The organism is Pseudomonas zeae (assembly GCF_014268485.2).
Classification (GTDB): domain Bacteria; phylum Pseudomonadota; class Gammaproteobacteria; order Pseudomonadales; family Pseudomonadaceae; genus Aquipseudomonas; species Aquipseudomonas neuropathica.
This window is the reverse complement of record NZ_CP077090.1, coordinates 2,790,552-2,816,353: the sequence shown is the minus strand read 5'-3', so window position 1 is coordinate 2,816,353 and position 25,802 is coordinate 2,790,552. Positions and strand designations below refer to the sequence as shown.

Here is a 25,802-nt window from a genome sequence, read left to right as displayed (position 1 = left end):
CTCGCTCCCACATTTGATCTCGGTTCGGTTGAAGATCTCTGATCAACTCGATTCCCTGTGGGAGCGAGCCTGCTCGCGATAGCGGTGTGTCAGTCGCTGAAGATATTGGCTGTGCCGACCTCTTCGCGAGCAGGCTCGCTCCCACATTTGATCTCGGTTCGGTTGAAGATCTCTGATCAACTCGATTCCCTGTGGGAGCGAGCCTGCTCGCGAAAGCGGAGTGTCAGTCTCTGGAAATATTGGCTGTGCCGGCCCCTTCGCGAGCAAGCTCGCTCCCACATTTGATCTCGGATCGGTTGAAGATCTCTGATCAACTCGATTCCCTGTGGGAGCGAGCTTGCTCGCGAAAGCGGAGTGTCAGTCTCTGAAGATATTGGCTGTGCCGACCTCTTCGCGAGCAGGCTCACTCCTACAGTTGAACTGCGCTCGGCCGAAGATCTCTGATCAACTCGATCCCCTGTGGGAGCGAGCCTGCTCGCGATAGCGGTGTGTCAGTCTCTGAAGATATTGGCTGTGCCGGCCTCTTCGCGAGCAGGCTCACTCCTACAGTTGAACTGCGCTCGGCTGATGATCAACGCCATAAGCATCAATGCCACCGCGACGCCAAAAGTAATGTGCAAGCCGCTGGCAATGGAGGTTGCCGGCGCCTGTGTCGGATCGCCCGCCGCCAGCGCAAACACTGCGCCCATCACCGCCGCCCCAGTGATCAACCCCAGATTACGTGCCAGTCCGAGCATCGCCGAAACCACACCGCGTTGCTCCTGACGAACTCCGGCCATCAACCCGGTGTTGTTCGCCGCCTGAAACAGCGCATAGCCGACGGCGACCACTGCAATCGGCAGCAAATAGGCGGGCAACCCCAGACTCATCGGCAACAGCGCCAACAAGCCACAACCACAGGCCATGGCGAGCAACGCGCCCGGCACGATGCGCCGCGCGCCGAAGCGGTCCACCAGACGCCCGGCCGGCACACCGCCAAACGCAGACAACAACGGCCCGAGCGATAACGCCAAGCCGACCACGGCACTGCTGAGGCCCAATCCGCGACTCAGGTAAAACGGTCCCACCACCAGCGTGGTCATCATCACGGTCGTCACCAGCAAGGTCAGCGCCAGGCTGCTGCTCAATCGCCGGTCAGCGAACAGTGACAAGCGTATCAGCGGCGCCTTGGCCTTCTTCTCGATCATGAAGAACAAGCCAGCGCCGCCCAGACTGGCCAGCAGCAGCGGCAACATGAAACCGTCGAGCGTCATTGCCAGCGCATAGGCCGCCAGCGTGAAGACCAGCACCACGCTGCCAGAATAATCGAACGTCACTCGCGGCCCTGCTGCGCGATCCGCCGGCAGAAAGCGATACACCAGCCAGACATTGAGCAAGCCCAGCGGCACGTTGAGCAGGAAAATCGCCTGCCAGCCGATGTGCGTCATCAACAACCCACCCAGCGACGGCCCAAGACTGGTGCCCGTCGCCGACATCGTCGCCAGCAAGCCCATCGCACTGCCTGCCCGCGTCTTCGGCACCGCATCGGCCACCAACGCCACTGTCAAAGCGAACATGATCGCCGCGCCGACGCCTTGCACCGCCCGTGCGCCGATCAGCCAACCCAGTCCGGGAGCCAGCGCACAGGCCAACGAAGCGCTGGTGAAAATGCCGATCCCGATCAACAGCAGTCGACGTCGACCAAAACCATCGCCCAGACGCCCGACGCTGACGATCAACGTGGTGATCGCCAACAGGTAAGCGAGCACGATCCATTGCACCTGTTGAAACGTCGCCTCGAACGCCGCCGCCAGAATCGGCAGCCCGGCGTTGGCGATGCTGGTGTCCAGGGAAGGCATCAACATCGACAAGGCCAGACTGGTCAGCGCCCAGCGGGCGGGAGTGCTCAGGGGTTCTTGGGGCATGGCAGGCTCGCAGTGCAAAGGTGATGCGTCATAGCCTGAGCCTCGACAACACACGGCGCAAGACGCATGCTTTGCACTCAATACCTGCATGGAACGCCACGTCATGACTGCACCGGATCTGAACCTGCTGATCACCCTCGACGTCTTGCTGCGCGAAGGCAGCGTCGCCCGCGCCGCCAAATGCCTGCGGTTAAGCCCGTCGGCCATGAGTCGCGCCCTCGCCCGTTTGCGCGAAACCACTGGGGATCCGCTGCTGGTGCGAGCAGGTCGTGGCCTGGTGCCGACACCGCGCGCACTCGAATTGCGCGAGCGGGTCAGTCATCTGGTGCAGGAAGCCGAGGCGGTTTTACGCCCTGCCGAAGTGCTCGACCCGCGCAAATTGCAACGCACCTTCACCCTGCGCAACACCGACGGTTTTGTTGAAACCTTCGCCGCTGCCCTGCTCACACGCATCGCTGAAGAAGCGCCGGATGTACGCCTGCGCTTTGTGCAGAAAGCCGACAAGGACAGCACGCCGCTGCGCGAAGGCCGCGTCGATCTGGAAACCGGCGTGGTCGATGACAGCACCGACCCGACACTACACAGCCGCATCCTGTTTCAGGATCAATGGATTGGCGTAGTGCGTGAGGGGCATCCTTTGAGCACGGGAAAAATCACCAGCAGGCGCTTTGCCGGCGGCGAGCACATTCTCATTTCACGACGCGGGCGCAGCAGCGGACCAGTAGACGAAGCGTTACTCGCGCTCGGTCTGACGCGGGACATCGTCACCTCATTCGGTGGATTCTCGGCGGCGCTGACGCTGGTGTGTGAGTCAGACCTGATCGCCACAGTCCCGCAGCGTCATACCAGCAAACTACGCACGGGCCTGCACAGTTTCGCCCTGCCCTTCGCGATGCCGGATATCAGTGTGTCGATGCTCTGGCACCCGCGCATGGACGCTGACCCGGCGCATCGCTGGTTGCGTGATTGTGTGCGGCAGGTCTGCGCCTAACGCGCGTCGCCGCCGGCAGGTTTGTAGAAGAGAAATTTTTTCGTTTCGGCGGTCTTGCGATATTCCTTGGCCCAGCTCGGATGCACATTGCGGTCGTGGAAATACAGCGCGCCGTTGGTGCGATCCTTGAGCTGGCGGTTCAGCGCTTTGCGGGCGATATCCTTGGCCAGCGTGTATTCGGCATCTTCCTTGACCTGATCCGGACGCCCGTCGCACCACCAGGAAAACTGGCAGCTCTTGGTTTCCGAGCCTTGTTTGACGACAGCGCAGACCGTGTCGGGGAAACCTTCGTGGCCGAGGCGATTCATCACCACACTGGCCACCGCTTCCATTTCCGGCGTGTCTTTGCCTTTGGCTTCCCAATAGATACTGCGCGCCAGGCAAGTGATCGGATCGTCCAGCGGCGCAGCGCCGGCCGGGTCGACCGCTTGCACTTCGGTCGGGGTGATGGCTTCGGCTTTCGGTGCCGGTGCGGCGCTGACCTTGTCCGCCGCTTTCTCTTCCAGCACTTGGGCTTTTTCTTCAGCCTTCGCTTTGATCGGGGCCTGATCGGTGGCCCATGCAGAGCCTGCCAACAGGGTGAATACGAGACAACCCGCCCAGCCTTTCAATCCCATGTCTGTTCTTCCGGCAGCGCCCGAGTCGGGCAAGGTGTTACGTCGGGGAGACACCCGTATCCCGGGGTCTTCGGTGAGTGTAGACGGCAAACCCAGAGACAAAGTTGCGCAGAAAAACCGCTGAATGAAGAAAAAAGACATTGCACTCACAGGGTGCCTTTCGCGCATCATGGGCGCATTCAGCTCAAGGGAGATTTCCATGCGCTTCATGCCGTTCGTTTTGCGTCTTGCCGCTTTGTCCGTGGGCGTTATGTCTGCCATTCCCGCGCTGGCTGGCGATGAGTCGCAATTGATCGAGTCGATCAACAGCTACCGCAGCCAGCCGCAGCGTTGCGGGTCGCAGGCATCGAATGAACTGCCACCGCTGTCGGCTGATCCCCGGCTGAGATTACGCGCCACCGGTGCTGTCGATCTGCAACAAGCCATGGCCAGCGCCAGTTACCCGATGGTCAATGTGCAGGCAATCACGCTTAACGGCCCGCGCGATGCGGCGTCGGCGATGAAGGCGATTCAGGAAAGTTTCTGTCAGGTGGTGCTTGATCCGCAGTTCGTCGATGTCGGTGTCAGCCGCGATGATCGTGACTGGCGCATCGTATTGGCGCGGCCGCTGCTGTCGGCCAAGCTGGGGGATGCGCAAAGTGAGGGGCAGAAGTTGCTCAGTGAACTCAACGCCGCGCGCAGCCAGGCACGTCAGTGTGGCGGTCAGGCATTCGCCGCTGCCGCACCGCTGGCCTGGAACGCGACGCTGGGCACGATCGCCCAGGATCACAGCCGCGACATGGCCAACAACAATTACTTCGATCACAAGGACCGCGACGGCCGCACCCCGGGCGATCGCGCGGAACTCGCTGGTTACAGCGGCCAACAGGTCGGCGAAAACATCGCCGCCGGCCAAGACACCGTGCACAAAGTCGTCGAAGGCTGGCTCGCCAGCCCCGGCCACTGCGCCAACCTGATGAACCCGCAATACCAGGAACTCGGCGCCGCCTACGCGACCGACCCGAAAAGCAGCGCCGGGATCTACTGGACCGCGATGTTTGGCGCTCAATAAGCCGCTCTCAAGTTCACCACCCCCCCTGTGGGAGCGAGCTTGCTCGCGAAGAGGCCAGTACATTCAACATCGACGTTGTCTGACCTGACGCCTTCGCGAGCAAGCTCGCTCCCACAATGTTCGGCGGTGTTTACATATTCTCCAACCACCACAAATCCCTGTAGGAGTGAGCCTGCTCGCGATGAGGCCATTACATTCAACATCAATGTTGTCTGACCTGACGCCTTCGCGAGCAGGCGAAGGCCTACTGGGGGTAGTCAGTGACCTCAAGATCGGCGGCAATAAAAAACCGGAGCCAGGCTCCGGTTTTTTTGGGGTCAATGGGCTCTCATGCCCGCTGCATACATCGCCAGTTTCAGCACACTGGCGACAACCGCCAGCGACACCACGCTGCCCAGCCAGATCAACAACAACCAGCCCAAACGCTGGTACCAGCGACTGCTTTTCACTTCGCGCGAATCAATGGTAGCCATCGCCAATCCTCACTTTGCCGCGGAACACGTAGTAGCTCCAGAAGGTGTACATCAGGATCACCGGCAGGATGAACAGTGCGCCGATCAGCGCGAACAACTGGCTCGACGGTGGTGACGCGGCGGCCCAGATGCTCACCGACGGCGGGATGATGTTTGGCCAGATGCTCAGCGCCAGGCCGATGTAACCGAGCAACATCAGCACCAGCGTGAACACGAACGGCCAGTGCGTATGCCGCTGACGCAACGTGCGCAGCAGCCCGAACACCGACAACAAGGCCAACACCACCAACCCGGCAAACACCTGCAGATGCCCGTGTGTCGACCAACGCACTGCCAGCTCCGGATGCAGTTGCAGGGTCCACACGCCAATCACCAGCACCATCGCCATCAACAGCAAGGCCAGCGGCCGGGTGAACAGACGCATCCGCGATTCGAGCATGCCCTCGGTCTTGACCAGCAACCAGGTGCTGCCGAGCAACGCGTACGCAATCACCAGACCCACGCCACACACCAGCGGAAACGGCGCCAACCAGTCCAGACCGCCGCCGGCAAACTGCCGATCGACCACCGGAATCCCGGACACATACGCGCCAATCACCACACCTTGGGCGAACGTCGCCAGCAGCGAACCACCGATAAACGCCTTGTCCCACCAATGGCGTTTTTGCGGCGAAGACTTGAAGCGAAACTCAAACGCCACGCCACGGAAAATCAAACCGCACAGCATCAGGATCAGCGGCAGGTATAGCGCCTCCAGAATCACCCCGTACGCCAGCGGAAACGCGCCATACAACGCCGCGCCACCGAGCACCAACCACGTCTCGTTACCGTCCCACACCGGCGCGACGGTGTTCATCATCACATCGCGTTCCTGCTCATCCGGGATCAGCGGAAACAGGATCCCGAGGCCCAGATCGAAGCCGTCCATGATCACGTACATCATCACCCCGAAGGCGATGATCACTCCCCAGATCAACGAGAGATCGATACCTTGAATACCCATGACTCAATGCTCCTTCATAGGGGCGATAGCCGCCGAAAGCGGTCGGCGCGGTGTCTGTGTGGCGTCGCCCTCAGGCGGATGTTCGTGGTGCGGCTGCGGGCCTTTGTTCACCAGTTTCATCATGTAGCCGATGCCCACGCTGAACACGGTGAAATAGATCACCACGAACAGCGCCAGCGACGTACTCATCTGCGCCACTGAGTGATGCGACGCGGCGTCGTGGGTGCGCAGCAAGCCGTACACCACCCACGGCTGACGCCCGACTTCCGTGGTAATCCAACCGGCCAGCAATGCAATCAAGCCACTCGGCCCCATCACCAACACCAGACGCTGAAAGCCGCGATGCTGATAAAGCTTGCCGCCCCGGCGCAACGCCAGACCGAGCAAACCGACGAGGATCATCAACATTCCCAACCCGGCCATGACGCGAAAGCTCCAGAAGATCACGGTCGAATTCGGCCGGTCTTCCTTCGGGAAGCTCTTCAGCGCCGGGATCTGCTTGTCGAGGCTGTGGGTGAGGATCAGGCTGCCGAGATAGGGAATCTCCAACGCATACTTGGTCTTCTCCGCGTCCATATCCGGGATACCGAACAGCACCAGCGGCGTCGGGCCGTTGTCGGTGTTTTCCCAGTGGCCTTCGATGGCGGCGATCTTCGCCGGTTGATGCTCCAGCGTGTTCAAGCCATGGGCATCACCGACCACTGCCTGGATCGGCGCAACGATCAGGGCCATCCACAACGCCATGGAAAACATCTTGCGCACCGGCGCCGTGTTATTGCCGCGCAGCAAATGCCAGGCAGCCGACGCACCGACGAAGAACGACGTCGCCACAAACGCGGCAATCGCCATGTGCGCCAGACGGAACGGGAATGACGGGTTGAACACGATCGCCAGCCAGTCCAGCGGCATCACCCGCCCGTCAACGATTTCGAAGCCCTGCGGCGTCTGCATCCAGCTGTTCGACGCAAGAATCCAGAAGGTCGAGATCAACGTGCCGATGGCGACCATCACCGTGGCGAAGAAGTGCAAGCCACGGCCGACACGGTTCCAGCCGAACAGCATCACCCCAAGGAACCCGGCCTCAAGGAAGAACGCGGTCAGCACTTCATAGGTCAGCAACGGCCCGGTGATGCTCCCGGCAAAATCCGAAAAGCCGCTCCAGTTGGTGCCGAACTGATACGCCATGACCAGTCCCGAAACCACGCCCATGCCAAAGTTGACCGCAAAAATCTTCGACCAGAAATGGTAGAGATCACGGTAGGTGTCATTACGGGTTTTCAGCCAAAGACCTTCGAGTACCGCCAGGAAACTCGCCAGGCCAATGGTGATTGCCGGGAAAATAATGTGGAACGAAACCGTGAACGCGAATTGAATTCGCGCCAGGTCCAGTGCCTCCAGATTGAACATGATGATGTCCTCATCCAGGCTGAAAAGCGGCAGCACGAACCCGGGCCACCGCCAGACGTGAACGCCTGCAGCCAGTCAAATTGCTATGGTTTTTATAGGTTGCGGATTACGCCACCGACGACGGGATCAGGTTGCTGACCTTCGCGGCTTCGAGGCGGATCGCCACGAATTTGGAGGTCGGCGTGTAGGTCCGGTCGCCGTAGCTTTCCAGCGGTACCAGCGGATTGGTCTCCGGGTAATACGCCGCCGCCTGCCCTGCCGGAATGTCGTAAGCGATCAGGGTGAAACCGCTGACCCGACGTTCACGTTCGTCATCCCACAGCGCCACCAGATCAACCTTCTGCCCCGGTTCGAAACCGAGACGCTGGATGTCCTGTTGGTTGGCAAAGATCACATCGCGCATGCCGTAAACCCCGCGATAACGATCATCGAGGCCGTACAGCGTGGTGTTGTACTGATCGTGGGAACGCATGGATTGCAGAATCAGATGCGGCTTGACCGGCAAGTTGCGCACGCCTTCGCTGATCAGATGTTCTGGCAGCACGCACGGGGTGAATTGAGCCTTGCCGCTGGCGGTGTTCCAGACCCGATCCGAGGCGTCGTTGCCGAGATGGAAACCACCCGGAATCAGCAGCTTCTCATTGAAGTTTTCGAAGCCCGGAATCACGTCGGCAATCAGGTTGCGGATGCGTCCGTAGTCGCCCACCACCCACTCCCAATCGATCGGGTGCTTGCCCAACGTCGCGGCGGCGATCCCGGCAATGATCGCCGGCTCGGATTTCAACTGCGCCGACTTCGGCTTCAACTGACCGAACGACAAATGCACCATGCTGAACGTGTCTTCGACGGTCACCCCTTGCGGACCTTCAGCCTGGATGTCGATGTCGGTACGCCCGAGGCACGGCAGGATCAGCGCGTCGCGACCGGTGACCAAGTGGCTGCGGTTGAGCTTGGTCGCAATGTGCACGGTCAGGTCGAGTTTGCGCATGGCGGCGTGGGTGCGCGGGGTGTCCGGCGTGGCTTGGGCAAAGTTGCCGCCCAGACCGATAAACACCTTGGCTTCGCCACGTTCCATGGCGCCGATCGCCATCACTGTGTTGTGGCCGTGCATGCGCGGCACGTCAAAGTTGAAGCGTTTTTCCAGCGCGTCCATCAAGTCTTTCGGCGCCAGCTCGTTGATGCCCATGGTGCGGTCGCCCTGCACGTTACTGTGGCCGCGAACCGGCGACAGACCTGCGCCCGGACGGCCAACGTTGCCGCGCAGCAGTTGCAGGTTGATGACTTCCTGCAGGGTCGCCACCGAATGCACGTGTTGGGTCAGGCCCATGGCCCAGCACATGATCACGCTCTTGGCGCGGCCATACATGCGCGCAGCCAGCTCGATGTCATGCAGCGGCACGCCGGACTGCTCGAGAATGTGCTCCCAGCTGGTTGCCTCGACTTCAGCCAGATAGCTGTCCAGACCCGTAGTGTGCTCGGCGATGAACGCGTGATCGAACACCGGTTCGCCGCCAGTCGCCTGCGCCTCGCGTTCCCACTGCAACAGGAATTTGACCATGCCGCGAATCATCGCCATGTCGCCACCCAGCGCCGGACGGAAGTACGCGGTGTTGGTCGCTTCCCAGCCGTTGCTGAGCATTTCCAGCGGGTTCTGTGGGTTCTGGAAACGCTCGAGGCCACGCTCTTTCAACGGATTGATACACACCACTTGGGCGCCGCGCTTTACCGCTTCACGCAACGGTTCGAGCATGCGCGGGTGGTTGGTGCCGGGGTTCTGGCCGATGACAAAAATCGCGTCGGCGTGATGCAGATCCTCGTAGACCACGGTGCCTTTGCCGACACCGAGGGTCTCGATCATGCTCACCGCGCTGGCTTCGTGGCACATGTTCGAGCAGTCGGGGAAGTTGTTGGTGCCGAACGTGCGGACGAACAATTGATAGAGAAACGCCGCCTCGTTGCTCGCGCGGCCCGAGGTGTAGAACTCGGCTTCATGCGGCGATTTGAGGTTTTTCAAGTGATCGGCGATCAGCGCGAACGCATCTTCCCAGCTGATTTCCACATAGCGGTCGACCCGCGCGTCGTAGCGCATCGGGTGGGTCAGACGGCCCTGATATTCCAGCCAGTAGTCGCTCTGTTCGGCCAGGCTCGACACTGTGTACTTGTTGAAGAAGGCCGGGTCGACCAAACGCCCGGTCGCTTCCCAGTTCACCGCTTTCGCGCCGTTCTCGCAGAACTTCAACATACTCGCGCCGGGTGCTTCACCCCAGGCACAACCCGGGCAGTCGAAGCCGCCGTTCTGGTTGGTCTTGAGCATGGCGCGGATGTTTTTCAGGGCGTTTTCACTGCCCAGCCAGCTCTTGGTCAGGCTGATGACAGCGCCCCAACCGGCAGCGGCGCCTTTGTAGGGTTTGTAACGGTCGACTTGTGACATGGGACTCTCCATGACGATGCACACAGGCATGAACCTGATTCGGTTAAACAGCGACGGCCGACTTTCAAGGTTGCAAAGCGGTCGTTGGGTTTGCCGGGGCAAGGATATGAACCGTTACAAAACGTTGTCTAATCGCTATTAATGACCGTCTTATCGAAAGCATCTATCACGGCTAAAAACCCTTTATTTACGGGGCCTTGCGAAACTAACGGAGCAACTTTCGGCGAAAAATATTTCATCATCGACGGCATCAATCAGCTGTTCATTAACAGTGATTGGACGGCAATGAAAGTTGCCCATAACCTGCGCTGACCAAACCCCTTCTACAGTGGTTTTCATTCCTGCGAGGCTGTCATGTCAGAGCGTGTCTTGATCGATGGTTACAACCGCCGCGTCGACTATCTGCGCATGTCGGTGACCGACCGCTGCGACTTCCGCTGCGTCTATTGCATGGCCGAAGACATGCAGTTTTTGCCGCGCCAGCAGGTGCTGACGCTGGAGGAGATCTATCAACTGGCGCAGAGCTTTGTGGCGCTCGGCACGCGCAAGATTCGCCTCACGGGTGGCGAGCCGCTGATCCGTCCGGGCGTGGTCAAGCTCTGCGAGCAGATCGCCGCCCTCCCCGGTCTGCGCGAACTGTGCATGACCACCAACGGCTCGCAACTGGGCAAACTCGCGGCGCCGCTGTTCGACGCCGGGGTCAAGCGCCTGAACATCAGCCTCGACAGCCTCGACCCGCAGCGCTTCAAACAGATGACCCGCACCGGCGATCTGGCGCAGGTGATCAACGGCATCGATGCTGCGCGCACGGCCGGTTTCACCCGCACTAAACTCAATGTCGTGGTGATGCAGGGTCGCAACGATCAGGAAATCAATGATCTGGTCAGCTTCGCCATTGATCGTCAGCTCGACGTCTCCTTCATCGAGGAAATGCCGCTGGGGATCATCAGCGAACACAGCCGCGCCGAGTCGTTTTTCTCCAGCGCCCAGGTGCGGGAAAAGATTGCCGAACGCTACACCCTGATCGACTCGGCGGAGTCGACGCAAGGCCCGTCGCGCTACTGGCGGCTGGCCGAGGCGCCGGAGATTCGTCTGGGCTTTATCTCACCGCACAGTCACAACTTTTGTGGCACCTGCAACCGCGTGCGCCTCACCGTCGAAGGGCGCCTGCTACTGTGTCTGGGTAACGAGCATTCGGTGGACCTGAAAGCGGTGCTGCGTGCGCACCCGGGGCAACCGCAGCGGCTGGAGAAAGCCATTATCGAGGCGATGAAACTCAAGCCGTATCGGCACAATTTCGAAGTGAACGATGACGTTCAGGTCGTGCGCTTCATGAACATGACCGGCGGCTGATCCCGCCAGTTTCATCGGTTATCGGAACCGCACAGCATGATCATCAGACCCAAGGTCAACCAGTTCGCCATTCTCTTCACCCTCAAGGGTTCGATTGCCAAGCGCATCGCCCTGCGCACGTTGATGGTCACCCTGCTCGCCTCGGCCATCGTGCTGGTGGAAATCCTCCATCCGAGCAACTTCACCAAGGTCAATGCCACGCCGTTTACCTTGCTCGGTTTGTCGCTGTCGATCTTCATGAGTTTTCGCAACAACGCCTGCTATGACCGCTGGTATGAAGCCCGTAAAGCCTGGGGCGAGGTGATCGTACACATTCGCTCGGTGATTCGCGAAACCCATGTGATTCGCGAGTCCGCTGAGCGCAAGCCGTTGTTGCTCAATTTGTGCGGCTTTGCCCATGCGCTGAACGCGCGGTTGCGCAAGGAAAGTGAAGCGGACGCCAGTAGCCAGTGGATCATGCCCAAACCTGATCCGCAGACGCCGGATTACAGCGGGCGCATTTTGCAAACGGTCGGCCAGCAGTGTTCCGATCTGCATCAGAACGGTGAACTGACTGAATGGCGCTACATGTTGCTGGCGAACCATTTGACCAGCCTGACCCAGGCGCAAGCCGTGTGCGAACGGATCAAAACCACGCCGCTGCCGTTTCCTTACACGCTGTTGCTGCACCGGACGATTTACTTGTTCTGCATCCTGCTGCCGTTCGCCATGGCCGAACCGCTGGGCTGGCTGACACCGTTGTTCACGGCGATTGTCAGCTACACGTTCTTTGGCCTGGATGCGATTGCCGATGAACTGGAAGACCCGTTCGGCCGCGATGAAAACGACCTGCCGACCGACGCGCTGGTGCGCACCATCGAACGCGACATCCTCGCCGAACTTGGCGCAGAAGTGCCGCCGGCGCTGAAGCCGGTGGACTATGTGCTGAGCTGACCCTTAGCTCTGCAGACACCTCAAAACCCTGTGGGAGTGAGCTTGCTCGCGATGGTGCCGGCCCAGTCAATATCTTCGTCGACTGACCCGCCGTCATCGCGAGCAGGCTCACTCCTACAGGTTTTGCATTCACACCCGAGTATTGATGAGCGCCAAATCCATTGTGGGAGCGAGCCTGCTCGCGAAGGGGCCCTATCAGCCAAAATCAATGTTGACTAACACTCCGCCTTCGCGAGCAGGCTCGCTCCCACAGGTTTTGCATTCACACCCGGATATTGATGAGCGCCATAAAGCCATTGTGGGAGCGAGCCTGCTCGCGAAGGGGCCCTGTCAGCCAAAATCAATGTTGACTGACACTTCGCATTCGCAAGCAGGCTCGCTCCTACAGTTTTAATTTGTGTTGTCGGTTTAGAAGAGTTCGTTGAACGGGATGAAGCGCAGCGGGTCGCCGAGGTTGTGGGTGCTGTTCTCGGGGATTTCCACCAGGCCATCGGCCCAGGTGGCGCCGAGCAGAACGCCGGAGCTTTGATTCGGATAGAGGACCGCACGCCCTGCCTCCAGCTTCACCCGCAGGTATTCACGACGGCTGCCCGCCTTGTGCCAATCGAAACCTGCGTTGACTGTGAAGCTCAGCGGCGTGACATTTTCCACGCCTTGAATACGCAGCAAATACGGCCGCGCCAACAAGCCAAACGTCACCAGCGCTGAGGTCGGATTACCCGGCAGGCCAATCACCGGCACCGTGCCGAAATGGCCCACGGTCAGCGGTTTGCCAGGCTTGATCGCGAGTTTCCACAACAGCGGTTTGCCGTTGTCGCGCAGCACCTGCCCGAGGCAATCGGCATCGCCGGCAGACACCCCGCCCGTGGTCAGAATCAGGTCGGTCGCCACTTGCAATTGCTCAAGTTTGAGCCGCGTCTGCGCCGGGCGATCCGGGAGGATGCCGGCGTCGATCACTTCGCAGCCCAGCTCACGCAACCAGTGGCCGAGCAATACGCGGTTGCTGTTGTAGATGCTGCCGGGGCGCAGTGGCTGGCCCGGTTCGACCAGTTCATCACCGGTCGACAGCAGCGCCACACGCGGGCGACGCACCACGTGCAGTTGCGCCAGCCCTTGCCCGGCGGCGACCGCCAGCTCGAACGGTCCAAGGCGTTTGCCGGCGCGCAGCAGGATGTCGCCGACGCGATTTTCCTGACCTTGCGCGCGGATGTTCTGCCCCGCCTTCAGCGGCTGCAAGAAGCGCACGCGACCGTCCTCCAGCACTTCGACGTTCTCCTGCATCTCGACACAAGTGGCGCCGGGCGGCAGCGGTGCGCCGGTAAAAATCCGTGCGCAGGTGCCGGGCAGCAACGTGTCCGGCGCCAGCCCGGCGTAAACCTTCTGTGAGACCTTCAGCGGCTGTCGGTGCAGATCAGCGAGATTGAGCGCGTAACCGTCCATGGCGCTGTTCGGCCACGGCGGCAAGTCGAGTGTCGCCAGCAGATCACTGGCCAGCACCCGCCCACGCGCTTCGTCGAGCGCCAGCAGTTCGCTGTCGGCCAGACGTTGCTCATTGGCCATACCGAGCAAATGGTCGAGGGCGTCCTCGACCGGCATCAGCGGTGTCTTGCTCATCCGCGTGGCCCGCAGGCTTGCACGGCTTTCAGGTGCGGGACGAAGTTGCACGGGCGATGACGGTTATCCAGCTGCTCGGCAAGAATGCCTTCCCACGCCGTGCGGCACGCACCGGTCGAACCCGGCAGGCAGCACACCAGCGTGCCGTTCGACAGCCCGGCCAGCGCGCGGCTTTGCACGGTGGATGTACCGATATCCAGAATCGAAATCGCCCGGAACAGTTCGCCGAAGCCGTCAATCTGCTTATCAAACAAGCAGGCCACCGCTTCCGGCGTGCTGTCGCGACCGGTAAACCCGGTACCACCGGTGATCAGCACCACCTGAATGCCTTCGTCAGCAATCCACTGGGCGACCTGCGCGCGGATCTTGTAAAGATCGTCCTTGAGCAAGTTGCGCTCGCTCAACGTGTGCCCTGCTTCCAGCAACCGACTGACCAGCAATTGGCCCGACGTATCGCTGGCGTAATCGCGAGTATCGCTGACCGTCAGCACGGCAATATTCAGGGGGACAAACAGGGCATCGGCTTTGGCGCTCATGGCAGTTCTCCGGCAGCAGTCAATCAACATTGCCGAGCAGCCTAAGTGCCACTTATGAGTACTGTCTAATCACTCTGGCCAACCACATTATCGACCGGCTCTATCGGTACCTTTCACGTTGTTCAGGGCCAGTAAAACCGGGCCTGATAGAGCTGATCGATTGGCCCTTAAACACTTCCGATTGGACGAACAACTGTTCAAGTGAGATCGTCGCACCCTGCGCTTTTCGTGCGCCTCGCGCATCTGCGTTAATACTCAATCAAAAAAATCCTCATCGAGCAGGTGCCATCGTGGACATCAAACAACTCAAGTTCCTGATCGCGCTGGACGAAACCCGCCACTTCGGCCAGGCCGCCGCACGCTGCCACATCACCCAACCGACGTTGTCGATGCGCCTGCGTAATCTCGAAGATGAGCTGGATCTGGTGCTGGTCAACCGTGGCCAGCGCTTCGAAGGTTTCACCCAGGCCGGCGAACGCGTGCTGGCCTGGGCGCGCACCTTGCTCGCCGCGCATGACGGTTTGTTCGCCGAAGCGGCGGCGTGTCGCGGGCAATTGGTGGGTAGCTTGCGTCTGGGTCTGGTGCCGCTGAGCAGCTTCAACCCGGTCAATTACATTCAGGGTTTGTCGGGGACATATCCAGAGTTGAAGTTCAGCCTGTCATCGCTCAGTTCCGACGAGATCATCGCCGGGCTGGGCAACAATCAGCTTGATCTGGGCGTCTGCTATCTGGACCACGTCAACCCGAGCTATTTCGAGTTTTTCGAGATCGGTGAAACCCGTGTCGGCCTGCTCTACGACAACCGCCACTTCCAGTTCGAAGGCTCGCAAATGAGCTGGGAAGACGCCGCCGAACTGCCGCTGGGGATGATTACCGCCGGCATGCATTACCGTAAATCCATCGACTTGAGCTTCCGCAGCCGTGGGCTCAGTCCGCAGCCGATCATGGAAAGCGATTCGACCTATCAGCTATTGCAGGCGATTCACCAAGGCTTCTGCTGCGCGATCATGCCGCTGGACAGTGGCCTGGAAGAGCCGATCGAACACCTGTCGTTCATGCAGTTGCCGGATGCCAGCGTGCTCGCGCCGCTAGGCCTGGTGATGCGCAAGACCGAGCCGCGCTCGGCGATTGCCGAGAAGTGTTTTGCCGAGGCGCGGAAGTTGTTTGGGGTTGAGGTTTCTGCCGAGTAATTGATGTCGTATATCAGGCCGCCTTCGCGAGCAGGCTCGCTCCCACAATTGAAATGCATTCCCCTGTGGGAGCGAGCCTGCTCGCGAAGAGGCCCAACCAGACAGCAAAAAAATCGGATGTGACGGTGTTGATCGAGCAAAGCAATCACCACATCGGAACAAGCGATTGGACGCACTTTTAACGCCCCCGTAGCCTGAACACTCTTCAGCGCTTCGGGACTTTTCAGATGCTCTGCCACATAGAAACCATCACAGAATCCACCAGCGAACCTAACGCCCCCGCACCGCAACCGGCGCAGGTGATGTTTCGCGAATACCTGCCCGACGCCGCCCTCTCCCACGCAGCGCTGGCCTCGGAAATCGCCCTCGCCATCACGTACAACGGCCTGAGCCAGGCAGTGATGATGGTCTCGCCCGGCAACCTCGAAGACTTCATCCGTGGCTTCAGCCTGAGCAACGCGATCATCGACAGCGTCGACGAGATCTACGACATCCGCCTCACGCATTTCGATCAGGCCTGTCAGGCCGATGTGCAGATTTCCAGCCGTGCGTTTTGGGCCTTGAAAGATCATCGTCGGCAAATGACCGGCACCAGTGGCTGCGGCATCTGTGGCGTCGAAGCGCTGGAGCAGGCGCTGCCGCAACTGCAGATCCTGCAACCTTCACCACTACCGCCGGCAGAGCATTTCGACGGTATTCGCCAACGCATCGAAGCCGCTCAACAACTGGCACGCAGCAGCGGCGCCCTGCATGCCGCGCTGTACTTCGACGCTGACGGTGAAGCCTTGCTGTGCCGCGAAGACATCGGCCGCCACAACGCCCTCGACAAGCTGATCGGCGCGATGCAGATCGACGCCGTCAATGCCGCTGAAGGCTTCGTCGTGGTCACCAGCCGTTGCAGCCTCGAACTGATCCACAAAGCCGTGCGCGCCCGCCTCGGCACCCTCGTCAGCCTGTCAGCGCCTACCGCGTTGACCGTGCGCTGGGCGCTCAAGCATCGACTCAATCTGATCCACGTGCCACATCGCAACGCCCCACGAATCTACAGCCCGCGCCAGGAGTTTTCCGCATGAGCCACACCCTCACCCACCTCGACGATCAGGGCCGCGCCAACATGGTCGACGTCAGCGACAAAGCTGCGACCCGCCGCGAAGCTACGGCACAAGCCTGGGTGCAGATGCTCCCGGAAACCTTGCAGATGATTCAGGCCAACGGTCACCCGAAAGGCGATGTCTTCGCTGTGGCGCGGATCGCCGGCATCCAGGCCGCCAAGCGCACTCACGAACTGATCCCGCTGTGTCATGCGCTGCTGCTCAGCTCGATCCACGTCGAACTCAAGGCCTGCGAACCGGATCGCGTGCAGATCACCAGCACCTGTCGCCTCACCGGCCAGACCGGTGTTGAACTCGAAGCGTTGACCGCCGCCAGCGTTGCCGCGCTGACCATTTACGACATGTGCAAAGCGGTGGACCGGGCGATGGTGATTGGCGACATTCGCCTGCTCAGCAAACAGGGCGGCCGTTCCGGTCACTTTCAATGGGAGGACGCGCAATGATCCTGATCAACTACTTCGCCAGCTACCGTGACCGGCTCAATCTCGGTGGTGAAAAAATCCCACTGACTGAGGCTTTGGGCAGTGTTGAAGATGTCCGGCAAATGCTCATGGAACGCGGCGATCTTTGGCGCGAGGTGCTTGGTGCCGGCAACCTGATGTGCGCGGTGAATCAGGAGCTGTGTCAGCCGAGTCAGGTGATTGAAGATTTCGATGAGATCGCTTTTTTCCCGCCAGTGACCGGGGGTTGATCGATGGCCATTCGAGTCCAGCACAAAAGCTTCGACGTCGGCCAGTTGACGGCTGATCTGCACGCGCGCAATCCACGGGTGGGCGCGGTGGTGAATTTCATTGGTTATGTGCGTGATCTGAATATTGGTCAGAGCGTGAATGAACTGTTTCTTGAACACTATCCGGGCATGACCGAAAAAGCCCTCGAACAGATCGTCGAGGAGGCCCGCGAGCGCTGGCCGCTGTTGGGTGTGGAGATTGTGCATCGGGTCGGTGCGTTATCGGTGTGCGAGCCGATCGTGTTTGTCGGGGTCAGCAGTAAACATCGGCATATGGCGTTTGAAGCCTGCGCCTTCATCATGGACGTGCTCAAGACCCGCGCGCCGTTCTGGAAGCGTGAGACCACGCCTGGAGGTTCTCACTGGGTCGAGGGCCGTGAGAGCGATCGGGATGCGGCGTTGCGCTGGAGTCTGGCGCATGCCTGAAGAGCAAAAGCCCCTCACCCTAACCCTCTCCCAAAGGGAGAGGGGACTGATTGGGGGATATTGCAGAAGTACGCCGACGTGAAAGAGTTGTGGCGAATCCATAATCGATGGGATCTTTCCGGCCATGGAGAACGGCAGACACATCGATCGGCCCCTTCGGGTGACCATCAAATCCATAATCGACTCGATCTTTCAGGTCGATGGATAACACCAGACACCTCGGTCGGCCCCCTCTCCCTCTGGGAGAGGGCTGGGGTGAGGGTTAAAAGTCTGATTAGATAGCCGCTCCGCCAGGATTCAACTCCGGAGTCTCGCTTGAGCACAGCGCCGAACAACCTGCCCCGCCCCGATCCCGTCACCCTGCGCCAGGCCTGGCGCTTCTGGCTGAAACTCGGCTGCATCGGTTTCGGCGGCCCGGCCGGGCAGATCGCGATCATGCATCAAGAACTGGTCGAGCGCCGGCGCTGGATCTCTGAAAAGCGTTTTCTGCACGCGCTCAACTACTGCATGTTGCTGCCCGGCCCCGAGGCTCAGCAATTGGCGACGTACATCGGCTGGCTGCTGCATCGCACCTGGGGCGGTGTGATCGCCGGAGCGCTGTTTGTGCTGCCATCGTTGTTCATTCTGATTGGCTTGTCGTGGCTGTACGTCGCTTTCGGTGACGTGCCGGCAGTGGCCGGGGTGTTTTACGGGATCAAACCGGCGATCACCGCGATTGTCCTGCACGCCGCGCATCGCATCGGCTCGCGTGCATTGAAAAATGCCTGGCTGTGGGCGATTGCCGGGGCGTCGTTCGTGGCGATTTTCGCCTTCAATGTGCCCTTCCCCTTGATCGTCCTCGGGGCTGCGTTGATCGGCTATCTGGGCGGACGGTTCGCACCGCAGCGGTTCAGCAACGCAGGGGCGCGCAACAGCGAGAAATCCTTCGGCCCGGCGTTGATCGACGACGATACGCCGCCCCCCGAACACGCCCGTTTCAGCCTGCCGAAGCTGCTGCGTCTGGCTTTGATCGGCGCAGTGCTCTGGTGTTTACCGATGGCGTTACTAACGGTGCTGTTCGGCTGGGACGGCACGTTCACGCAAATGGCCTGGTTCTTCACCAAAGCCGCGCTGCTTACCTTCGGTGGCGCCTACGCGGTGCTGCCTTACGTCTATCAGGGTGCCGTCGGGCATTATGGCTGGTTGACGCCGACGCAGATGATCGACGGTCTCGCCCTCGGTGAAACCACCCCGGGCCCGCTGATCATGGTGGTGGCGTTTGTCGGTTTCGTCGGTGCCTACGTGCAACCGGCGTTCGGCCCCGAACATGCCTTTGCCGCCGGGGCGCTGGCGGCAACGCTGGTGACCTGGTTCACTTTCCTGCCCTCTTTTCTGTTCATCCTCGCCGGCGGGCCGTTGGTGGAATCGACGCACAACGAACTGAAGTTCACCGCACCGCTGACGGCGATCACCGCTGCCGTGGTCGGGGTAATTCTGAATCTGGCGTGTTTTTTCGCCTACCACGTGTTCTGGCCGAACGGTTTTGCCGGGAAACTGGATCTGTTTTCGCTGATGCTGGCGGTTGCGGCAGCATTGGCCTTGTTCGTTTTCAAACGCGGCGTGATCAGTGTGTTGATCGTTTGCGCCCTCGCCGGGCTGGGCTTTGAGCTGATGCGCTAAAGCGGTGCCTGCGAATCTCCCGTTTACAGGCCCGCGAATTCCCCCTTACTATCCGGGCACACCGGTCGGCGGGTCAGCCCGCCACCGACGTTTTCCGCCAACGGAAACACGCGTTATGAGTACGTCACCACAACAACGAAAATCGTTGAACGTCTCTACCCTGCGCGCCCTCTCCCACAGGGGCGGCGTATGAATCGTATCGTCAATCTCCCCATGGCCCTGCGCCGTTCCAAGCTGCGTCACTCCGCACGCCCGCCGGATATCGCCCGGTCTGTCTGATCGCGTCCGTTAAAGAACCGCGACAGTCCCCTACTTCTTGATATCCCTGCCAGGACACCTACGCCTTTTTGTCGCGTCGTGTCCGGCCCGAATCTGCGCGCCTGCGCGGCGCCATCGTGAGTGATTGATTATGAAATTCGCAGCCATCGAAGACGCACGCCTGTTCCTTGAACAGAACCCCGATATCGACATGATCGAGCTGTTTATCCTCGACGCCAACGGCGTGCCGCGCGGCAAGCTGTTGCACCGTGAAGAACTGCTCGCCGTGTACCAAAGCGGTCGGCCACTACCCAGCACCATCCTCGGTCTGACCGTACAGGGTGAAGACGTCGAGAACTCCGGTCTGGTCTGGGATGTCGGCGACATCGACTGCCGCGCCTATCCGCTGGAAGGCAGTCTGGTGCGCCTGCCATGGCGCAAGATTCCGACCGCCGCCGTGCAGGTCAGCATGCACCCGACCGAGGGCATGCCCGCGAGCATCGCCGACCCGCGACACTTGCTGATCAAGGTTATCGACGGGCTCAAGGCCGAGGGTTATCACCCGGTGATGGCGTGTGAACTGGAGTTCTATCTGCTCGACGCCAAACGCGATCACAACGGTCGCCCGCAACCGGCGCTGGACGCTGACGGTGGTCGACCGCGACATACGCAGGTTTATGGTTTGCGCGAGCTGGAACAGATCGAACCATTCCTCGCCGACCTCTACAGCGCCTGCAAACTGCACGGCATTCCGGCGCGCACGGCGATCTCCGAATACGCGCCGGGCCAGGTGGAAATCACCCTCGAACATGGCGACGCGCTGGAGGCGATGGATCAGGCCGTGCGCTACAAACGTCTGGTCAAAGCCATCGCCCACAAGCACGGCATGCAGGCAACGTTCATGGCCAAGCCGTTCGATGATCTGGCCGGCACCGGCATGCACATGCATGTCAGTCTGGCCGATGGCGCGGGACACAATCTATTCGCCTCCGAAGACCCGGCCGGCACCCCGCTGCTGCGCACGGCGATTGGCGGCATGCTCGCGTCCTTGCTCGACTCGTTGCTGCTGTTCTGCCCGAACGCCAACTCGTACCGGCGCTTTCAGGCCAACAGCTACGCACCGCTGGCGCCGACCTGGGGTGTCGACAACCGCACCGTCAGCCTGCGCGTACCCGGTGGCCCGGCCAATACCCGACACATTGAACACCGCATCTGCGGCGCCGATGCCAACCCGTATCTGGCGGCAGCGGCGATCCTTGCCGGGATTCATCGTGGCATTCGTGAAGACCTTGATCCGGGCGCTCCGGTTGAAGGCAATGGCTATGCGCAGGCGAAGGAATTGCTGCCGACCGATTGGCTGACCTCGCTGCAGGCACTGGAGAATTCGGTGTGGGCGCGGGATGCCTTGGGGCGGGAATTTCTCGGGGTGTATCTGGCGGTGAAGCGTGCAGAGTACCGGCAGTTCATGGCGGAGGTGGGTGAGCAGGATTGGCGCTGGTATCTCACCGAAGCTTAACGATCCGACACCGAACCTGTGGGAGCGAGCTTGCTCGCGAAGGCGTCGTCACATTCAACATTTTGGGTGACTGACACACCGCTTTCGCGAGCAAGCTCGCTCCCACAGGGGACTGCACTCCGACTTCCGAACTTTGTGTGGACACTGACATGACCGAACGCTGCAATTCCTACTACACCGCCACCCTCAATCAGGACACCGACTACCCGACCCTGCAAGGCCGACACACTGTCGATGTGGTGATCATCGGCGGCGGCTTCACTGGCGTCGCCACTGCCGTCGAACTCGCCGAAAAAGGCCTGAAAGTCGCCATCGTCGAAAGCCACAAGATCGGCTGGGGCGCCACCGGGCGCAACGGCGGACAAGTCACCGGCAGCCTTTCCGGCGATGGTGCGATGCGCAAACAGATGCGCGCGAAACTCGGCGACGAGGTCGATGATTTCATCTGGCACCTGCGCTGGCGCGGGCACGAAATCATCCAGCAGCGTGTTGAGAAATATGCCATTCAGTGCGACCTCAAACACGGCCATTTGCACGCCGCGTACAAACCCAGCCACATGACCGACTTGCGCAAGGATTATGAAGAAGCCGTGCGTCGCGGATTAGGCGATGAAGTCAGCCTGCTCGACCGCAGCCAGGTGCGTGATCTGCTGCAAAGCGACCTCTACCACGGCGCAATCAAGAATACCCGCAACATGCATCTGCATCCGCTCAACCTGTGCATCGGTGAAGCACGGGCGGCGGAAAGTCTCGGTGCGCTGATCTTTGAAAACAGCGAAGTGCTGGAGATCATTCACGGTGCTACGCCTAGCGTAAGAACCGCCCACGGCCAGATCGACGCCAAGCAGGTGATGCTCGCCGGCGACGTCTATCACAAGCTCGAACCGGGACAGCTCAAGGGCAAGATTTTCCCGGCCATGGGCGGCATCGTCACCACCGCGCCACTGGGCGATCTGGCAAAACAGATCAACCCCGAAGACCTCGCGGTGTACGACTGCCGCTTCGTCCTCGACTACTACCGCCTCACCGCCGACGGCCGCTTGTTGTTTGGTGGCGGCGCCAACTACAGCGGCAAGGACTCACGGGACATCGCCGCCGAACTGCGCCCGTGCATCGAGCAGACCTTCCCGGCGCTCAAAGGTGTGCAGATCGATTACCAGTGGAGCTGCGCGATGGGCATCGTCATCAACCGCATCCCGCAACTGGGCAAGCTCTCGGACAACGTCTGGTATTGCCAGGGCTACTCGGGGCACGGCATCGCGACGACGCACATCATGGGCGAAATCATGAGCCGCGCGATCACTGGGCAGATGGAGCAGTTCGATACGTTTGCCGCGTGTCAGCACATTCGGGTGCCGATGGGGGATTTGCTCGGTAACCCGTTGCTGGCGGCGGGGATGTGGTATTACCAGATGCTCGAGCGCCTGCGCTGAAACATGTGCTGAATATACCGGCCCCTTCGCGAGCAAGCTCGCTCCCACAGTTGATCGAGTTCTATCTCAGAAACGCGTTCGAATGTGGGAGCGAGCTTGCTCGCGAAGGGGCCATCAAAACCACCGCAAAACCTCAATCCGGCAACTGCTCGACGACAATCCCCAACCGCCGATAATCCTCGACACTCCCCGACGCCACATGCCGTTCGGTAATCAGCGTATGCAGGCGCGTACAAGGCGCCACCACAAACGGCTCCACCGCCCCGAGCTTGTCCGCCGTGGTCACCGCAATCACCCGCGCCGCGCCCTCCAGCATCGCCTGTTTCACCGGCACTTCATCGAAATGCAGCGAGGTAATCCCCACCTCCGGATGAATCGCGCACACCCCGGTAATCGCCAGATCCGCCTTGATCCCCGCCAGCAGCCGCAGCGCCTCATGCCCACCCGCCGCCATCGTTCGCGGGTTCAACTGGCCGCCAGCAAGAATCACTTTCACAGCCTTGAATTCGGACAAGGCAATCGCCGTCATCGGTGAAGCGGTCACCGCCGTGATGCTGATATCTGCACGTAACGAGCGCGCCACTTGCAGCGTGGTCGAGCCGGAATCGAACAGCACAATCTGCCCGTCCTCCACTTCCAGCGCCGCCCGTTGCGCCAAGCGAATTTTCACCTCATCCGTCTCGTCCAGCCGCGTGAAGTAATCCTTGCCGGAGTCTTTTGGACGCGGCAACGCGCCGCCGTGCACGCGCTGCACCAGTCCTGCGTTGTCCAGTTCGGCGAGGTCGCGGCGGATGGTGTCCTCGGAGACTGCGAAGTGCTGGCTCAACTCGGAGGCCATGACCTTGCCGTCACGTTCGAGGAGCAAAAGGATTTTCTGCCGGCGCAGGGATGGCAGTTCAGCCGCGGAATGATCGTGCATGGTTATGCCTGTTTATGCTTGTAGTTGCAGGTTTTTGCGAGATTAGCCAAAGCCCTGAGCAAACACAATCCGGCGGGGTATCAATCGTTTCGATCATTGGAATCAACAAGGCGAATTTTTTCTTTGCTTTCAACCTGTTCAGAATGGCCCCACTCTAAAAGGCTCAGGATGAACACCTCATGAATCTCAATTTTGCGTTTGCGTGCATGATCGTCGTGTCGTTTGCGATTGCCCTCGGCCACGCCTGACAGCGCCTCAGACCGACGCCAGCAGCTGCTCGCGCAGCCATTTGTGCGCCGGATCGCGGTGCGAACGTTCGCCCCAGAACATCGCCATCTCGTAACCGGGCACTTCCAGCGGCGCGTAGACCACTTGCAAGGCCGGGTTACCACGCACCAGGCGTGACGGCAGCATCGCCACCAGATCGGTGCTGGCCAACACCGACATCGCCATCAGAAAATGCGGCACCGACAACACCACTTTGCGCATCAACCCGACATCGGCCAACGTCCGGTCAGTCACCCCGAAAAAGCCCCCGCCCTCGCGCGACACCATGACGTGCTCCAGCGCGCAGAACTGTTGGCGGCTCGGCGCATGCATCAAATCTGGATGTCCGACTCTACCGGCGAGCACATAACGCTCGGTGAACAGCGGACGTCGATGCAACTCCGGCGGCGCGTCTTCGCTGATGTGCAGCGCCAGATCGAACACGCCCTGCTCGGCCTGTTTGACCAGATGCGCCGGCGTCAGATCGATCACCGCCAGACGCGTGCCCGGCGCCTGCTCGCGCAAGCTGCTCAGCGCCGGCAGCACCACCGTCGACTCGCCGTAATCGGTCGCGGCGATCTTCCAGGTGTGGGTCGCCTGCGCCGGATTGAACGCACTGGCCGGCGCCACCGCTCTCTCCAACGCCTCCAACGCTTCGCGCAACGGCTCACGCAACTCATCGGCGCGCGCCGTCGGGCGCATGCCGCGCGGCCCGGGCAACAGCAGCGGATCACCAAAGATGTCGCGCAACTTGCCCAGATGCACACTCACCGAAGGCTGCGACAGGTTCAGGCGCTGCGCCGCGCGGGTGACGTTGTGCTCCGCCAGCAGTACATCGAGGGTCAGCAGCAGATTGATATCCAGCCGTCTCAAATTATTCATAGCTATACCAGATATATCAGACATTCATTTCCAATATACCGGGTGAACGCCGATCCTGCAGTCACTCAGCTAACGGAGCTTCAACATGAACGTCTTACTCGTTTACGCCCATCCAGAACCGACCTCCCTCAACGGCTCGCTGCGCGACTTCAGCGTCCAGCGCCTGCAAGCCGCCGGCCACACCGTGCAGGTCTCCGACCTCTACGCGATGAACTGGAAAGCCACCCTCGACGCCGACGACGCCCCGCAGCGCGACGCGACGAAACCGTTCCACGCCTCGCTCGACTCGAAAGTCGCCTACGCCGAAGGCACCCAGGCTGCCGACATCGCCCGTGAGCAGGAGAAACTACTCTGGGCGGATGCGCTGATCCTGCAGTTTCCACTCTGGTGGTTCACCATGCCGGCCATTCTCAAAGGCTGGGTCGATCGGGTGTACGCCTACGGTTTTGCCTATGGCGTCGGTGAGCATTCCGACAGTCGTTGGGGCGAGCGTTATGGCGAAGGGAAAATGCAAGGCAAACGGGCGATGTTGATGGTCACCACCGGCGGCTGGGAATCGCACTACGCACCGCGTGGGATTAACGGGCCGATGGATGATTTGTTGTTTCCGATTCAGCACGGGATTTTGTATTACCCCGGTTTTGAAGTGGTGCCACCGTTTGTGGTGTATCGGACGAGTCGGATGGATGCGGCGCGGTATGCCGAGACTTGTGATGAGCTGGGGCGGCGGCTGGATGAGTTGTGGAGTGCACGGCCGATTGGGTTTCGGCAGCAGAATGGTGGGGAATATGAGATTCCTGCTTTGACCTTGAAGAGCGATATCGCGCCGGATAGCGAAGGCTTCCAAGCACACATCCGCTAGCGCCGCATTGCCCTCACCCCAGCCCTCTCCCAGAGGGAGAGGGAGCCGACCGTGTTGGATGTTCGAGTTACGCCGACCTGGTATATCGAGCCGAACTCAAATTTCGAACAGCCCACAATCGGCTCCCTTTCCCCCTCGCCCACCTGGGAGAAAGGGGACTGACCGAGTTGCTTTTTCGCGCCACACCGATCTGATATCTCGAGTTGAACTCAGCTTTTGAAAGGCATCGAGATCG

At 60.5% G+C, this 25,802-nt stretch carries 23 protein-coding genes; 13 read left to right on the top strand and 10 right to left on the bottom strand.

Annotated elements, in window-relative coordinates; translation table 11 throughout:
• Positions 1-491: 491 nt before the first annotated feature.
• The gene (locus tag HU754_RS12465) at positions 492-1,904 is read right to left on the bottom strand and encodes an MFS transporter (RefSeq protein ID WP_186625522.1); all 1,413 of its coding nucleotides are present in this window, start codon (positions 1,902-1,904) and stop codon (positions 492-494) included.
• Positions 1,905-2,007: 103 nt separating this feature from the next.
• On the opposite strand from HU754_RS12465, the gene HU754_RS12460 reads away from it, so the two are divergent.
• Complete coding sequence (locus HU754_RS12460) at positions 2,008-2,895, top strand: LysR family transcriptional regulator (protein ID WP_186625520.1); 888 nt, start codon at positions 2,008-2,010, stop codon at positions 2,893-2,895.
• On the opposite strand, the gene HU754_RS12455 is transcribed toward HU754_RS12460, so the two are convergent.
• Positions 2,892-3,512: a cell wall hydrolase gene (locus tag HU754_RS12455; protein WP_034155563.1), complete on the bottom strand. Its 621-nt coding sequence runs from the start codon at positions 3,510-3,512 to the stop codon at positions 2,892-2,894. The two genes, HU754_RS12460 and HU754_RS12455, sit on opposite strands and share 4 nt — an antisense overlap.
• A 199-nt stretch (positions 3,513-3,711) precedes the next feature.
• Here HU754_RS12455 and HU754_RS12450 point away from each other — a divergent pair, with 199 nt between their 5' ends.
• Positions 3,712-4,563 (top strand): CAP domain-containing protein, encoded by an 852-nt coding sequence (locus tag HU754_RS12450; RefSeq protein ID WP_099756538.1) that lies wholly within the window; start codon positions 3,712-3,714, stop codon positions 4,561-4,563.
• Between the two features lie 317 nt (positions 4,564-4,880).
• Here the strand turns inward: HU754_RS12450 and HU754_RS12445 are convergent, their stop codons facing one another.
• The 4 genes from HU754_RS12445 to HU754_RS12430 all read right to left on the bottom strand — a co-directional run bounded on the left by HU754_RS12445 (position 4,881) and on the right by HU754_RS12430 (position 9,877).
• On the bottom strand, positions 4,881-5,036 hold the full coding sequence (locus HU754_RS12445; protein ID WP_186625518.1) for a DUF2474 family protein: 156 nt from the start codon (positions 5,034-5,036) through the stop codon (positions 4,881-4,883).
• A complete protein-coding gene (gene cydB, locus HU754_RS12440) occupies positions 5,023-6,039 on the bottom strand; it encodes a cytochrome d ubiquinol oxidase subunit II (RefSeq protein WP_186625516.1) in 1,017 nt (338 codons plus the stop codon). Before cydB ends, HU754_RS12445 begins: the two co-directional genes overlap by 14 nt.
• Before the next feature lie 3 nt (positions 6,040-6,042).
• Complete coding sequence (locus tag HU754_RS12435; RefSeq protein WP_186625524.1) at positions 6,043-7,446, bottom strand: cytochrome ubiquinol oxidase subunit I; 1,404 nt, start codon at positions 7,444-7,446, stop codon at positions 6,043-6,045.
• Positions 7,447-7,552: 106 nt separating this feature from the next.
• Complete coding sequence (locus HU754_RS12430) at positions 7,553-9,877, bottom strand: FdhF/YdeP family oxidoreductase (protein ID WP_186625514.1); 2,325 nt, start codon at positions 9,875-9,877, stop codon at positions 7,553-7,555.
• 354 nt (positions 9,878-10,231) lie between these two features.
• Here HU754_RS12430 and moaA point away from each other — a divergent pair, with 354 nt between their 5' ends.
• Entirely contained in the window at positions 10,232-11,230 is a 999-nt protein-coding gene (gene moaA, locus HU754_RS12425; protein ID WP_186625505.1) for a GTP 3',8-cyclase MoaA, read from the top strand.
• Positions 11,231-11,266: 36 nt separating this feature from the next.
• A complete protein-coding gene (locus HU754_RS12420) occupies positions 11,267-12,163 on the top strand; it encodes a bestrophin family protein (RefSeq protein WP_099756540.1) in 897 nt (298 codons plus the stop codon).
• A 408-nt stretch (positions 12,164-12,571) separates the two neighbouring features.
• On the opposite strand, the gene HU754_RS12415 is transcribed toward HU754_RS12420, so the two are convergent.
• Together HU754_RS12415 and moaB are read right to left on the bottom strand one after the other, a co-directional pair.
• On the bottom strand, positions 12,572-13,777 hold the full coding sequence (locus tag HU754_RS12415) for a molybdopterin molybdotransferase MoeA (RefSeq protein WP_186625503.1): 1,206 nt from the start codon (positions 13,775-13,777) through the stop codon (positions 12,572-12,574).
• Positions 13,774-14,313, bottom strand: coding sequence for a molybdenum cofactor biosynthesis protein B (gene moaB / locus HU754_RS12410; protein ID WP_093440704.1), 540 nt, complete (start codon positions 14,311-14,313; stop codon positions 13,774-13,776). Before moaB ends, HU754_RS12415 begins: the two co-directional genes overlap by 4 nt.
• 290 nt (positions 14,314-14,603) lie before the next feature.
• Here moaB and HU754_RS12405 point away from each other — a divergent pair, with 290 nt between their 5' ends.
• From HU754_RS12405 to HU754_RS12370, 8 genes are all read left to right on the top strand, one after another.
• Entirely contained in the window at positions 14,604-15,503 is a 900-nt protein-coding gene (locus HU754_RS12405; protein ID WP_186625501.1) for a LysR family transcriptional regulator, read from the top strand.
• 227 nt (positions 15,504-15,730) lie between these two features.
• On the top strand, positions 15,731-16,576 hold the full coding sequence (fdhD, locus tag HU754_RS12400) for a formate dehydrogenase accessory sulfurtransferase FdhD (protein WP_186625499.1): 846 nt from the start codon (positions 15,731-15,733) through the stop codon (positions 16,574-16,576).
• Positions 16,573-17,058, top strand: coding sequence for a cyclic pyranopterin monophosphate synthase MoaC (gene moaC, locus HU754_RS12395; protein ID WP_186625497.1), 486 nt, complete (start codon positions 16,573-16,575; stop codon positions 17,056-17,058). Before fdhD ends, moaC begins: the two co-directional genes overlap by 4 nt.
• Positions 17,055-17,306, top strand: coding sequence for a MoaD/ThiS family protein (locus HU754_RS12390; protein WP_150694028.1), 252 nt, complete (start codon positions 17,055-17,057; stop codon positions 17,304-17,306). The genes moaC and HU754_RS12390 overlap by 4 nt, the downstream gene beginning before the upstream one ends.
• Positions 17,307-17,309: 3 nt before the next feature.
• Complete coding sequence (moaE, locus tag HU754_RS12385) at positions 17,310-17,771, top strand: molybdopterin synthase catalytic subunit MoaE (protein ID WP_186625495.1); 462 nt, start codon at positions 17,310-17,312, stop codon at positions 17,769-17,771.
• A 315-nt stretch (positions 17,772-18,086) separates the two neighbouring features.
• Positions 18,087-19,430: a chromate efflux transporter gene (chrA, locus tag HU754_RS12380; protein ID WP_186625493.1), complete on the top strand. Its 1,344-nt coding sequence runs from the start codon at positions 18,087-18,089 to the stop codon at positions 19,428-19,430.
• 409 nt (positions 19,431-19,839) lie between these two features.
• Positions 19,840-21,204 carry a glutamine synthetase family protein gene (locus tag HU754_RS12375; RefSeq protein ID WP_099756544.1) on the top strand — a complete coding sequence of 455 codons (1,365 nt, stop codon included), beginning with the start codon at positions 19,840-19,842 and terminating at the stop codon, positions 21,202-21,204.
• 149 nt (positions 21,205-21,353) lie between these two features.
• Positions 21,354-22,637 carry an NAD(P)/FAD-dependent oxidoreductase gene (locus tag HU754_RS12370; RefSeq protein WP_186625491.1) on the top strand — a complete coding sequence of 428 codons (1,284 nt, stop codon included), beginning with the start codon at positions 21,354-21,356 and terminating at the stop codon, positions 22,635-22,637.
• A 133-nt stretch (positions 22,638-22,770) separates the two neighbouring features.
• Here the strand turns inward: HU754_RS12370 and HU754_RS12365 are convergent, their stop codons facing one another.
• Complete coding sequence (locus HU754_RS12365) at positions 22,771-23,556, bottom strand: DeoR/GlpR family DNA-binding transcription regulator (RefSeq protein ID WP_186625489.1); 786 nt, start codon at positions 23,554-23,556, stop codon at positions 22,771-22,773.
• Positions 23,557-23,811: 255 nt separating this feature from the next.
• Complete coding sequence (locus HU754_RS12360; RefSeq protein ID WP_186625487.1) at positions 23,812-24,705, bottom strand: LysR family transcriptional regulator; 894 nt, start codon at positions 24,703-24,705, stop codon at positions 23,812-23,814.
• 85 nt (positions 24,706-24,790) lie between these two features.
• Between HU754_RS12360 and HU754_RS12355 the strand changes: the two genes are divergently transcribed.
• Positions 24,791-25,567 (top strand): NAD(P)H-dependent oxidoreductase, encoded by a 777-nt coding sequence (locus HU754_RS12355; RefSeq protein WP_186625485.1) that lies wholly within the window; start codon positions 24,791-24,793, stop codon positions 25,565-25,567.
• Positions 25,568-25,802: the final 235 nt, after the last annotated feature.